Source organism: Rhodococcus sp. 2G (assembly GCF_001886355.1).
GTDB lineage: Bacteria > Actinomycetota > Actinomycetes > Mycobacteriales > Mycobacteriaceae > Rhodococcus > Rhodococcus pyridinivorans.
Genome location: NZ_CP018064.1, coordinates 330,163 through 342,391, shown reverse-complemented (window position 1 = coordinate 342,391; position 12,229 = coordinate 330,163). Strand labels below are relative to the sequence as shown.

Annotated in this window: 10 protein-coding genes and 2 pseudogenes; 11 read left to right on the top strand and 1 reads right to left on the bottom strand. The window is 65.2% G+C overall.

Annotation, left to right across the window (positions count from 1 at the left end; all coding sequences use genetic code 11):
* Positions 1–116: 116 nt before the first annotated feature.
* From BO226_RS26410 to BO226_RS26380, 8 genes and pseudogenes are all read left to right on the top strand, one after another.
* Entirely contained in the window at positions 117–1,064 is a 948-nt protein-coding gene (locus BO226_RS26410) for a hypothetical protein (protein ID WP_071936774.1), read from the top strand.
* Positions 1,048–1,287 carry a ribosome modulation factor gene (locus tag BO226_RS28820; protein WP_419150210.1) on the top strand — a complete coding sequence of 80 codons (240 nt, stop codon included), beginning with the start codon at positions 1,048–1,050 and terminating at the stop codon, positions 1,285–1,287. Before BO226_RS26410 ends, BO226_RS28820 begins: the two co-directional genes overlap by 17 nt.
* 120 nt (positions 1,288–1,407) lie before the next feature.
* Positions 1,408–3,246 carry an RNB domain-containing ribonuclease gene (locus tag BO226_RS26405; RefSeq protein ID WP_071936773.1) on the top strand — a complete coding sequence of 613 codons (1,839 nt, stop codon included), beginning with the start codon at positions 1,408–1,410 and terminating at the stop codon, positions 3,244–3,246.
* An 823-nt stretch (positions 3,247–4,069) separates the two neighbouring features.
* The gene (locus tag BO226_RS26395) at positions 4,070–5,425 is read left to right on the top strand and encodes a Mu transposase domain-containing protein (protein WP_068158111.1); all 1,356 of its coding nucleotides are present in this window, start codon (positions 4,070–4,072) and stop codon (positions 5,423–5,425) included.
* Positions 5,422–6,243, top strand: a complete 822-nt coding sequence (gene istB / locus BO226_RS26390; protein WP_068158116.1) for an IS21-like element helper ATPase IstB — start codon at positions 5,422–5,424, stop codon at positions 6,241–6,243. The genes BO226_RS26395 and istB overlap by 4 nt, the downstream gene beginning before the upstream one ends.
* Positions 6,244–6,335: 92 nt before the next feature.
* Positions 6,336–6,947, top strand: coding sequence for a DUF6924 domain-containing protein (locus tag BO226_RS26385; protein ID WP_071936771.1), 612 nt, complete (start codon positions 6,336–6,338; stop codon positions 6,945–6,947).
* An 11-nt stretch (positions 6,948–6,958) separates the two neighbouring features.
* Entirely contained in the window at positions 6,959–7,135 is a 177-nt protein-coding gene (locus BO226_RS27540; RefSeq protein WP_198040688.1) for a hypothetical protein, read from the top strand.
* A 74-nt stretch (positions 7,136–7,209) separates the two neighbouring features.
* Positions 7,210–8,466: pseudogene (locus BO226_RS26380) on the top strand (IS701 family transposase).
* A 204-nt stretch (positions 8,467–8,670) separates the two neighbouring features.
* Here BO226_RS26380 and BO226_RS26375 read toward each other — a convergent pair.
* Positions 8,671–9,219: a TetR/AcrR family transcriptional regulator gene (locus tag BO226_RS26375; RefSeq protein WP_071936770.1), complete on the bottom strand. Its 549-nt coding sequence runs from the start codon at positions 9,217–9,219 to the stop codon at positions 8,671–8,673.
* A 37-nt stretch (positions 9,220–9,256) separates the two neighbouring features.
* Here BO226_RS26375 and BO226_RS26370 point away from each other — a divergent pair, with 37 nt between their 5' ends.
* From BO226_RS26370 to BO226_RS26355, 3 genes and pseudogenes are all read left to right on the top strand, one after another.
* On the top strand, positions 9,257–9,952 hold the full coding sequence (locus tag BO226_RS26370) for a lysophospholipid acyltransferase family protein (RefSeq protein ID WP_071936769.1): 696 nt from the start codon (positions 9,257–9,259) through the stop codon (positions 9,950–9,952).
* Between the two features lie 6 nt (positions 9,953–9,958).
* A pseudogene (locus tag BO226_RS27535) lies at positions 9,959–10,886 on the top strand (IS5 family transposase).
* Positions 10,887–10,960: 74 nt separating this feature from the next.
* The gene (locus tag BO226_RS26355; protein ID WP_039584526.1) at positions 10,961–12,217 is read left to right on the top strand and encodes an IS701 family transposase; all 1,257 of its coding nucleotides are present in this window, start codon (positions 10,961–10,963) and stop codon (positions 12,215–12,217) included.
* Positions 12,218–12,229: the final 12 nt, after the last annotated feature.

Below are 12,229 nucleotides of genomic sequence, written 5' to 3'. Positions count from 1 at the left end.
CGCCGATTTCTAGGGTCTGCCCTATGTGCAGAAGTCGTAAGCAGTGCGAGGGTGGGCGGCGGTGCCCGAGCCATACCAATCCGGTGCTCCGCCGTTTGGCGTCGGCGGTACAACGTATGTCCCGGTGGGAGCGACGCGCAGCAGCAGCGGAAGAGGCCGGGGACCAAACCGCGCTGGACAAGGCCCTCTCACTGTTCGAGTCCGCGGTCGAGGATGTGGCGGAGCGGTCGGAGTGGGATCCCCAGTGGAAGGCGGTGCCCCCACCGTCGAGAGCTGCGGAGTTCACCGAGGAATTTTTGGCGGCGCAGGCTGACGACGAGCTGGAACGATTCTGGAACGAACTTCATGTCGATCCTCGCGCACAACGGCTGATCGAGGCCGAGTGGGATCGGCGTGCGGCCGCGGAGGAGTTGCGGCGCGAGCAGGAGGACGCAGAGCTTCGTGAAGTGTGGGAAGAGACGCTCGCACCGGACTGCATCCGCGGACTCGACGAGGAACAGCTGCAGGATATGTGGGGGCAGCTGCATGAACACCGCGATCTGCAGGAGAAGATCGAAGGCGAGTGGGATCGGCGGGCGTCAACGGCCGGCGATCAGGTCAGCCAGCTCACCTCGAAAGACATCGAAGAACTCGAGTGGGCGTACAACCATCTTTCCCCTGCCCAGTATCAGGAAGTCGAACGCCGCATCCTGACGGACCCAAGCTTGTGGTCGAGCGGAAGCCGAACAGAGATCGGGAAGGTCACGGCGAAGGAAGCCCAGGAGCGGGAGTCTCAGGCCTACCACGAGTACCAGTTCGAACGGTACATCGAGGCTGAGGCGCGTTGCCGTGGCCATATGTTGAACAAGCGCGGCGAAGCCCTGGGGGTCGATCCGCAGTCTTTGATGTTCGGCAACTCCAAACGGATGAATGCGTACGCGTCCGACGAGTTCAAAGCTGCGATCGGAGCCACCGGTGGCCACATGAGCTTCGCGCGTTTCCGGGCGCTGCACGCCCCTCGGACAGGCACTTCGGCCTACGGGGCTTACAACGCCGAAACCTTCGCGGATGTGGCACATGTCTGAACAGCGGCGCTACGAACAGGTATCCAGGTCGGGCTATCCAGCGTCTTTCGTCGACATCGTCAAAGCCCAAACCGAAGGGGCTACCGCCTTGATGTCCAACGCACCGTTGAGTGCGTGCCCATACCTGGCGGACAGGTCTGAACGAGGCCGCTTTCTGGCAATCATGTGGCAACGCGGGTGGCGAGCCAAGCAGCAACAGGCAGCGCGCCTACCTGCGGAATAACCCGTCCGAAGCCAATCACCTGGGCCGCTGTTTGGCCCACCAGCTGGTATGGACTTCTACGCTGGTGTGAGAAACCTCGAGGAAGGACCATCCCCATTGGAACTCGGAACACCCCTGTTGATGATCGATACCGAGGGAACCCGAGACCGTGACGACGCTTTCACAGTGCACATCCTTTCCTCCGGTGGTTGGCGCTTCGAGGTACACATCGCCGCAGTTGCCGACGTGGTGCCGGTCGGCTCTGTGGTGGACCGGCGAGCGTTCGAGCGCATCACGACGCGTTACAAGCCAGACCGCACCTTCCCGATGCTCGGTACCGCCACGGAGCAGACTGCGACGCTGACAACAGCGGAGGATCGCCCGAGTCTGTGTATCGCGGGCACGATCACCGAGTCAGGGTTGGTCGAGGATGTTGACCTCTCTCGTTCGGTGGTGCGAGCAGGTCGCTGTGCCGAGGTCAGTTACCGCGAAGTGGCGTCGATCCTGACAGACCCGACGACGCCATTGCACGAGACGTTGTGTGCCGCCAACGACGCGGCGCAAGCATTGCTGGCAGCTCGGCGCTCCAACGACGCATTCGTCTACTACGACCTGGCCGGTGGATTGGTGGCAACTGAAGAGGGCACCCTCGTACGGTTGGCGGAGGAACTACGCACCAACGCCTATGTCATCGTGCAGGAAATGATGATCGCCGCAAACGAGGCTGTGGCCTCATGGAGCATTCGTCAGGGCCTTCCCATTCTGTACCGCAACCACCGTGCAAACCCCGTCATTGGTGATGGCGGGGAGCTCGTCGCAGAGCTTGAAGCTGCGCGCGGTGACCTACAGATGACCGAACGGATCCGACGGCGGCTGGTGACGGGTCTGAGGCCCGCAACGTACGACGCGACGGTCCATGGGCATCACGGTCTGCGGGTAGCGGCGTACACGCATGCAACGTCACCATTGAGACGGGTGGCGGATCTGATCACCCAGCGCATTGTCTTTGCTGCCCTCGACGACAGTGCTTACCCCTATACGCCCGAGCAGATCGCGGCTCTCGGCGCCGACCTCAACAGACGGATTCAGCAGGCACGGGAGGAGAAGTCGGCGTTCTTCAAGGACGCTGATCAGCGAGAAACCGCGCGAGCTGCCGGTGGGGACTTGTCCATGCTCGACACCAAGCGGTTCCGCAAACTCATCAAGTGCGCAGCGACCGGTCCGTTGGAGGCGCGCCTCGATGCAGAGCTTCGGCGTCGTCTTGCCGCGGACATCTTGGACGCTGCGGATGTGGCCGCGGTGCTGATGGCGGCGGATAGGACGTGGCAACCGCTGCAGACGGACCTATGCTCGCGCTGGTCAGCGGAACATCGCGATGGTGCGCCGAGTGTGCTGTCCATGTGGTGCCAGCAGCAGCCTGAGGTGTCTCCCGCCGAGATCGACTGGGAGCAGCGCGGCCCGTCTCATGCGCCGTTGTTTGCGGTACGTGTCCGATTCAACGAGGTGGTCGGGCCGTGGGTGGTGGGGTCGGTGAAGAAGACAACGGAACAGGAAGCGATGTGGGCGATGCTCGACGCACGCAGTCGGGGAATCGAGCATCACGACGACGAAATCCCGTGGCCGGCCTCTTCACCGGAAGCTGCGCAGAAGCCAGCGAAGGTCACGACGACACCGCCGGTGATACTGCATTCAGCGCCACCTGCCCCGCAGATTGAGCCAGCAGTGCCAGCATGCAATACGAAACTGGTGAAGGCGTTGAAGAACCCTGTCGCGTGGGTTACCAGTTTCGCGCAGACTCGGGGCTTGGAGGCACCGCGATGGGACGTCGAACAAGCTGGGCCGTCACATGCTCCGACCTTCACCGTGAAGGTTGAATGTGCGGGGTTACGGGCGTCTGCGGTCGAGAACTCCAAGTCCGCGGCCAGGACAGCCGCTGCTGCCAATCTAGTTCATGAAATCTTCTCTGCAGCAGTCATTTAGCGTGCATATCTTGCGGTGCCGCATGCCCAAACTGGGGTAGCCACGATAGGTGGGTCAGTTCCCAAGTTCCCGCTCGGCGTTCGCACCGCCGAGCGGGAGCACGACCCGCAGATTGGATGCTCACGATGTCGCATACTCACGCTACAACCCAACGGTGGTTGACCGGCGCCTGCACCCGCACCGCGACCGCCTTGGTTATGTCCCGTCGCGACCCCATCACAGTTGCGGACGATTTCCACGACGAGATCGACGCCATCGACGCCGGCCATGTTGTGTTCCCCCAGGTAGACCGAGGCCCTGTTCCCTCCCCACGGTTTCCTTGGGGAGCGGCCGGTATCGCAGCGCTGGCGGTGGGATTCCTCGGCAGTTCTGGTGTGCTGAGCGTGGACTGGTCAGCCTTCTCGCTCTCCTGACTGCGCTACGTCAGTTCACGTATGTGCGCCGCCCCGCGACCGCGGGGCGGCGCACCTCTCATCGGTCCTATGCTGGGACAGGCCTCCGTGTCCCAGACGCGTCGGCGCTACCCAACACCGGAAGGCCAGAGACGACACCGGCAGCAAGGCGCGACTGTCACAAATCCGTGTCGGTCGCACCCCCAGATTCGCCCTACCGCCTGATAGAACCGGTATGTGTCGCCTCACGGTGGCGGTCAGTGTTGCGAGTCCCGCTCCGCAACATGACCACGATGATGGCGCTCTTTGATCCTGCTCAGACCTGCTCACCGAAAGTGCTCACCCGTGTGGCTCCGCCGATGAGGGCGGGTCTCCTTCGATGCTGGTGGTCTCTGACCACGCACCAGCACCCCGAAGGAGACCGCTTTCTCATGTTGACATGGGAGGAAGACGTGGAGATCCACGCACTGCACAAACGAGGCTGGACGATCTCGGCGATCGCCCGGCACACCGGCCGAAACCGGCGCACGATCCGCAACTATCTGAACGGCACCACCACCCCCGGCATCCGTAAACCCGCTGGTGAGGATCCGTTCGAACCGTTCGTCGACTACGTCACCGCTCGTCTGACCGAGGATCCGCATCTGTGGGCACGGACCTTGTGCGACGAACTCGAAGACCTCGGCTACACCGCCTCGTATCAGACGCTGACCCGCCAGATCCGGCAACGCAAGCTCCGGCCCGTCTGCCAAGCCTGCGCGTGCGCGACCGACCGCCCCAACGCGGTCATCGACCATCCGGCGGGGGCGGAAACCCAGTGGGACTGGGTCGAGCTGCCGAACCCACCCGCCTCGTGGGGCTGGGGTAAGACCGCATATCTGCTGGTCGGATCGCTCGCGCATTCGGGTCGGTGGCGCGGGGTGCTCGCCCCGGCCATGACCCAGCCGCATCTGATCGACGGCCTCGACCGGATCTGCCGAAAACTCGGCGGCCTGACCCACACCTGGCGATTCGATCGAATGTCGACGGTCTGTTACCCCGACAGCGGAAAAGTCACTGCCTCCTTCGCCGGGGTCGCCAAGTATTACGGCGTGTTGGTGGCGATCTGCCCACCGCGGTCCGGCAATCGCAAGGGTGTCGTCGAGAAGTCCAATCACACTGCGGCCCAGCGATGGTGGCGCACCGTGGCGGACGAGCTCACCGTCGAGCAGGCCCAGGCGAGCGTGGACAAATTCTGTAGTCGACGCGCCGATGCCCGGATGCGGGCCACCGCCGACGGCAAGGCCCCGGTGCGCACCGTCGCCGACCGGGAACCGTTGACGTCGATGCCGAGCAGTCCGTATCCGGTGGTGCTCAGCGAACCGCGCACCGTCTCGAGGCAGGCGTTGGTGGCCTACCGCGGCAACCGCTACTCGGTGCCCCCGGAACTGGCCGCAGCGCAGGTCACCGTCACCCGGCAGCTCGGCGACGAGGTGATCGACATCGTCACCGCCTCGCAGATCACCGTCGCCCGCCACCGGTTGGCGCCGGACGGGGCCGGCGCCGTGGTGCGCGATCACGGCCACGTTCACGCCCTTGAACAGGCCGCGATGGCCGGTGCCGCGGCCGGAGGCCGACCGCACCGCCGCAAAGAACGCATCCCACCCGGACCCGAGGCGCTCACTGCGGCAGCAGCATTGCGCACCAACACCACGGACCGCCACCCACCGTCGACGACACCGCGATCGACGGTGGTCGACCTGGCCGCCTACGAGCGCGCAGCCCGCGGAAGGAACACCCTCGTATGACCACCACCCCCGACACCACCGCGACCTCGGCAAGTCTTTATCAGCGTCTGCGAGGACACTTGGCGACGCTCAAGTTGCACGACGCTGCCGAAGCGCTGCCGTCGGTGCTCGACCGAGCCCAGAAGGACGGTCTGTCGATGACCGCAGCGCTCGAACAGCTGCTGTCGATCGAGGTCGACGCCACCGAAGCCCGCCGCCTCGCCGGGCGGTTGCGGTTCGCGTGCCTGCCCACCCCGGCCTGTCTCGAGGACTTCGACTTCGACGCCGCCCCCGGCCTCGATCGGGCATTGATCGCCGAGTTGGGCACCTGCCGGTTCCTCGAAACCGCGACGAACGTCCTGCTCATCGGGCCGCCGGGGGTCGGAAAGACCCACCTGTCGGTGGGCTTGGCGCGGGCGGCCGCGCATGCCGGTTATCGCACCTACTTCACCACCGCCGCCGATCTGGCCGCCCGCTGCCATCGCGCTGCGATCGAAGGCCGGTGGGCGACGACGATGCGGTTCTACGCCGGCCCGACGCTGCTGGTGATCGACGAACTCGGCTACCTACCCCTGCCCGGCGAGGCCGCCTCCGCACTGTTTCAGGTTGTCGCGCAACGCTATCTGAAGACCTCGATCATCATCACCACCAACCGGGGTGTCGGAGAGTGGGGTGAGGTCCTCGGCGATACGACCGTCGCCGCCGCGATGCTCGACCGGCTTCTGCACCGATCGGTGGTACTCAACCTCGACGGGGATTCCTACCGGCTGCGTGATCACCACGCCCGGTCGGAAAAGCTCCGTCAAGCCACCACCGGCACCCGGCAACCGCTACAGTGAACCCGCCCACGAGTGGGCACTTTCGACGAGCACAAGCGAGCACCTTCGCTGAGCCTCATCAACGATTCGCCCGGTCGCGATAGGAGAAATCAGTGACCTTCCCTGACGTCGACATACTGCTGTTCCGGCTCGACTACAGCAATGAGCAGGCATGGAACAACGTCCTGCGCGCAGCTCTCGGTGAGGAGTCCGAACGCACCGATCCACTGACCATCGTCGACGACCCCGAGTTCGACGGCATCGACATCGATGAACTCCTCGCCCACCTCAACGAAGACGACCCGGGATACCGATTCCTCGTCGTCGCCGATGCGGCCACCCTTACCGAGACGGACCACCCGTTCACCCTCGTCACCGCCACCAGTCCTCCGCACAGACTGCCGATCGCAGTGCACACGGTCTCGGACGTGGTCGCCAACCTGTGGATCAGCAACCTCGATATCGAGGACTACCTCGCTGGGGCCGACCCGGACGGGGTCTACCGAGCAACCCTTCCGCAGCGCACCGAGACGCAGAGGCGCACCATCCAGGTCGAGGAGATCTTCGACGCGATGGGCGATGGTCCGTGGCCGGGATCGCTCGAAGAATTCCGCCGGGCCTGCTCGAGTACCGCGCCCGGGCGGGATTTCGCGTGTTCGCCACCCTCACCGATACCCAAAGCGTCTACACGAGCAAATCGCAGCCTCCCATTTCGGCGTACCTGAAGTACTGGGATGTGTACGGCCACGACAGCTACGAGGATTTCTTCGCCACGCACGGTAAGGAAGGCCAGGTACTGGACTTCCGATTCTCTCTGATGAGCGGCGATCCGGACAACCACTGGAGTGCGATCCTCGATCCATCCACCCTGCGGGTCCTCGCAGCGGAACGGTGGATCAAGCGTTCCGCCTAGTAGGACTTTGTTAGGTTCACCACTTCTTGTTGCGGGGCCTCGAGTTTAGGTGAGGTTTCCGAGACGATGGCCGGGTGGATTCCGCTGCCCTGACCGATATCGGTGAACGTCTCGATGCGTTCGTCGACGAGGTGTTCTCCTCGCTCAAACGCAAGGATCAGCGGGCGACGGCCGGGGTATATGCGCGGGGGTTGATGCTCGACGGGCGCCGCAAGTCGATGCAGCCGATGGCCGACCGGCTCGGAGTCGATCACCAACGCCTGCAGCAGTTCGTCACCACCTCACCGTGGGATCCGGTTCCGGTCCGGAAAACACTGTCCCGCAAAGCGTGTGATCTGATCTCACCGGAGGCGTGGGTCATCGACGACACCGGATTCGCCAAGGACGGTGACGCCTCCCCGTGCGTGGCCCGGCAGTATTCCGGCACCTTGGGCAAGGTCGGGAACTGCCAGGTCGCGGTCAGCGTGCACGCCGCCACCGACTCCGCGTCCGCACCCCTGGATTGGCGGCTGTACCTACCCGAGAGCTGGGACGATCAGCGGTGCGACGATCCGGCGACGGCCGCGGCGATCACCGCTCGACGGCGACGCAACGCGATTCCCGACGAGGAGCGGTATCGCTCGAAGGCGGCGATGGCTCTCGAGATGCTCGACCAACTCGCCTCGTGGGGCCGGACCCCACCGGTGATCGTCGCCGACGCCGGCTACGGCGATTCGGCCACCTTCCGGCAGGGTCTGACCGATCGCGATCTGGTCTACGTCGTGGCGGTCAAGGGCGCCACCCTCGCGCACCCGGGCGATGCGGTCCCGGCCACCGCCGCATATTCCGGGCGCGGGCGGCCTCCGACCCGCCGCTACCCGACGGCGGCCACCTGCAAGGATCTTGTCCTGGCGGCCGGAACCGCGGCGCTGACCGAGATCACCTGGCGCCACGGCACCAAGACCGGGCCGGCCAATCCGGCCGCGGTGATGCGTTCGAGATTCGTGGCGCTGCGGATCCGCCCGGCCAATCGCACCATCCCCCGCGACGAGGACGGTGTCCTGCCCCAGGCCTGGCTGCTCGCCGAATGGCCGGCCGGGGCGGAGCAGCCCACCGATTTCTGGCTGTCCACCCTGCACGAGGACACACCCCTGTCGGAGTTGGTGCGTCTGGCCAAGATCCGCTGGCGCATCGAACACGACTACCGGGAACTGAAAACCGGTCTCGGCCTCGACCACTTCGAGGGCCGCTCCTAGCTCGGCTGGCACCACCACGTCACCCTCGTCACCGCCGCGCATCTGTTCCTGACCACCCTGCGGCTGACCGACCCAAAAGCGGTCGGGCAGGACTGACCCTCTACGGCATTGTGCGCGAACTCCAACGCGCACTGGCCTATTGGATCGGTACCTGCCCGACCTGCCATCACACCTTCCCGACCTAACAAAGTCCTACTAGGGCGTGTCTGACAATGTGTCGCCGCCGACAGGCTGGTCGAGGCGACCAACCCTCGCTAATGAACGCATCAAATGTCCTGGGGCCACCGTAGCCGCGAGCGATCACCGGAGGCTGTCGTCCACAACACGCTCGATCAACTCGTTCTCGTTCACCCCGGAGGTCGCGAGTTGCAGTGACCCGGTCGACGAGAGCATCGCGATTCCGTGGATGCCCACCCACAGGGCGGCGGCTGCACCCGCCGGGTCCGACGTGGCCGTTGACTGCTGAACCAGGTCGACGAGCCAGGAGAACAGAGGCCTCGACACCGTCCGTAGTTCAGTCCCGGATCCTTCGAGCAGGTCGTGTCGGAAGATCAGCGTGAACATCGCCGGCCGGCAGCGGGCGAATTCGACGTAGGCGTGGGCCACGTCCGTGATGGCGCGCTCTGACGTTTCTGCTGCGGCAGCCAGGGCGTCGGTGAGGTCGTGCAGACCCTGTTCTGCGATCGCGGCAAGAAGGTTGCGGTGAGTCGGGAACCATCGCCGTGGCGCTCCATGGGAGACACCCGCCCGCCGTGCGATTGCGCGTAGGCCGATGTCCGCTGAGCCGGTCTCCTCGAGCAGGTCGATGCCGGCTCGCACCAGTGCCGATCTCGTGTCATTCACTGTCACGTAGACAGTGTCTCCGATAGTTGTGTAGACACTGTCTATGCCTCTTGGGAATGCGTGCGTCTATCGACTGTGTCGACACGTCGTGATCGGTCCGGCGTTGTATCTGTTGGGACGTCCGAAGATCGTCGGGCGTCGCAATCTTCCGCGGCGTGGGCCGGTCATCGTGGCGGCCAACCATCTCGCGGTCCTCGACTCCTTCTATCTGACCCTCGCAGCGAGGAGGCAGATCACGTTCCTGGCGAAAGGTGACTACTTCGACCGCGGCGGGCTCACCGGTCGGCTTCAACGCTGGTTCTTCACCGCGGTCGGTCAGATCCCGGTCGACCGTCGGGGCGGGAGCGCAGCGTCATTGGCACTCGAGGCCGCGACCCGAATTGTCGAGCACGGAGGCGTCTGGGGTATCCACCCGGAGGGGACCCGGTCACCGGACGGTCGCCTCTATCGAGGACGAACGGGTGCGGTCCGCGTCGCGATGGACACCGGCGCACCGCTCGTGCCGGTCGCGATCACCGGCACCAAGCCCGATCGCGGTGTGCCATGGTGGCGTCGCCGGGTGGTGGTCGAGATCCTCGAACCGTTGGATCTGGCACCCTTCCGGAACGCGAAGGGCGACGACGTGCGCGCAGCCACGGAGGCCCTGATGGCTGCGATCCGGTCCCGTACAGGACAAGGGTACGTCGACACCTACGCCAAGGTGTGGGTGTCGTCGACTTCCCGATCTGAAGTGGCGTGACCTGTAATGAGAGCCGTTGCGAGTGAATCTGTTCCAAGGGCGAGGCGGAGGGTGTTATCGGATGATCAGTGGGCGATGATCGCGGACCTGCTGCCGGTGCGGACGGGTCGGTGCGGCCGGCCATTCTCCGACGCTCGGGCAATGGTCGAGGGCATCGTTTACCGCTACCGGTGCGGCATTGCGTGGCGGGACGTGCCGGAGGTGTTCGGGCCGTGGTAGACCATCTGGACCTGGCACCGCGGCCTCGCAGGCGACGGCACCTGGGACCGGGTCCTCGAACGACTACTCGCCCACGCTGACGCGGCCAGGATCGTCGACTGGGCAGTGTCGGTGGACTCGACCATAGTCCGCGCTCATCAGCACGCCACGAACACCACCCGCCACACAGGGGGATACACCGAATTACACGAATCCTTCGGTCGAGCCGCCTGACCATGCGATCGGCCGGTCCCGCGGTGGCCTGTCGACGAAGATCCATCACCTCGTCGACGGTCACGGGCTGCCCCTCGTGGTGCTTGTCTCGCCCGGTCAGTCCGGTGATAGTCCCGCGTTTCCGCACCTGCTCGACCAGTTGCGCGTTCCCCGGATCGGGAGTGGACGGCCGCGGACCCGACCGGACCGGGTCCGCGGCGACAAGGCGTACTCGTCCCGCGTGAACCGGGAGTTGCTGCGCCGCCGCAGGATCGGCGCTGTGATTGCCGAGCCATCCGATCAGGCCGGTCACCGTCGTCGTCGCGGAACGCGCGGTGGCCGACCGCCGGCATTCGACGCTGTCGACTACCGCGGCCGCAACGTCGCCGAACGACGCTTCTCCCACTTGAAGCAGTGGCGAGGAATGGCCACCCGCTACGACAAACTGGCGATCGTCTACCGCGCAGCCGCCGTCCTCAACGCGGTCATCGCTTGGACGCGCGAATTGTCAGACATGCCCTAGTAGTACTTTGTTAGGTTCACCACTTCTTGTTGCGGGGCCTCGAGTTTCGGCGGGATGTCCGAGACGATGACCGGGTGGATGCCGCAGCCCTGATCGATGTCGGTGAACGTCTCGACGTGTTCGTCGACGAGGTGTTCTCCTCGCTCAAACGCAAGGACCAGCGAGCAACGGCAGGGGTATATGCGCGGGGATTGATGCTCGACGGGCGCCGCAAGTCGATGCAACCGATGGCCGACCGGCTCGGGATCGATCACCAACGCCTGCAGCAGTTCGTCACCACCTCACCATGGGATCCGGTACCGGTCCGGAAAACGCTGTCCCGCAGGGCGTGTGATCTGATCGTCCCGGATGCGTGGGTGATCGACGACACCGGATTCGCCAAGGACGGCGACGCCTCCCCATGCGTGGCCCGGCAGTATTCGGGCACCTTGGGCAAGGTCGGGAACTGCCAGGTCGCGGTCAGTGTGCACGCCGCCACCGATTCCGCGTCCGCGCCGTTGGATTGGCGGCTGTATCTGCCCGAGAGCTGGGACGATCAGCGGTGCGACGATCCGGAGACGGCCGCGGTGATCACCGCTCGCCGGCGACGCAATGCGATCCCGGACGAGGAGCGGTACCGCTCCAAGGCGGTCATGGCTCTCGAGATGCTCGACGAGCTGATCTCGTGGGGCCGGACCCCGCCGGTGATCGTCGCCGACGCCGGCTACGGTGACTCGGCCACCTTCCGTCAGGGTCTGACCGACCGCGACCTGGTCTACGTCGTGGCGGTCAAGGGCGCGACCCTCGCCCACCCGGGTGATGCGGTGCCGGTCGCCGCCGCGTATTCCGGGCGCGGGCGGCCGCCGACCCGGCGCTACCCGGCGGCGGTGACCTGCAAAGATCTCGTCTTGGGGGCAGGCGTCGAAGCACTGACCGAGATCAACTGGCGCTGCGGCACCAAGACCGGCCCGGCCAATCCGGCCGCGGCGATGCGCTCACGCTTCGTGGCGCTGCGCATACGCCCGGCCAACCGCACGATTCCCCGCGATGAGGACGGTGTGCTGCCGCAGGCCTGGCTGCTCGCCGAATGGCCGATCGGAACGGCCGCCCCTACCGACTTCTGGCTCGCCACCCTGCCTGATGACACCCCGCTGTCGGAGTTGGTGCGCCTGGCCAAGATCCGTTGGCGCATCGAACACGACTACCGGGAACTGAAAACCGGTCTCGGACTCGATCATTTCGAAGGGCGTTCCTGGCTCGGCTGGCACCATCACGTCACCCTCGTCACCGCCGCGCACCTGTTCCTGACGTCACTGCGACTGACCGACCCAAAAGCGACCGGGCGGGACTGACCCTCTACGGCA

Bases quoted from the DNA above. Each gene is read 5' to 3' on its own strand.
- BO226_RS26395 (WP_068158111.1), top strand. From the start codon at position 4,070: ATGTTGACATGGGAGGAAGACGTGGAGATCCACGCACTGCACAAACGA.
- BO226_RS28820 (WP_419150210.1), top strand. From the start codon at position 1,048: ATGTGGCACATGTCTGAACAGCGGCGCTACGAACAGGTATCCAGGTCG.
- BO226_RS26410 (WP_071936774.1), top strand. From the start codon at position 117: ATGTCCCGGTGGGAGCGACGCGCAGCAGCAGCGGAAGAGGCCGGGGAC.
- istB (WP_068158116.1), top strand. From the start codon at position 5,422: ATGACCACCACCCCCGACACCACCGCGACCTCGGCAAGTCTTTATCAG.
- BO226_RS26405 (WP_071936773.1), top strand. From the start codon at position 1,408: ATGATCGATACCGAGGGAACCCGAGACCGTGACGACGCTTTCACAGTG.
- BO226_RS26370 (WP_071936769.1), top strand. From the start codon at position 9,257: ATGCCTCTTGGGAATGCGTGCGTCTATCGACTGTGTCGACACGTCGTG.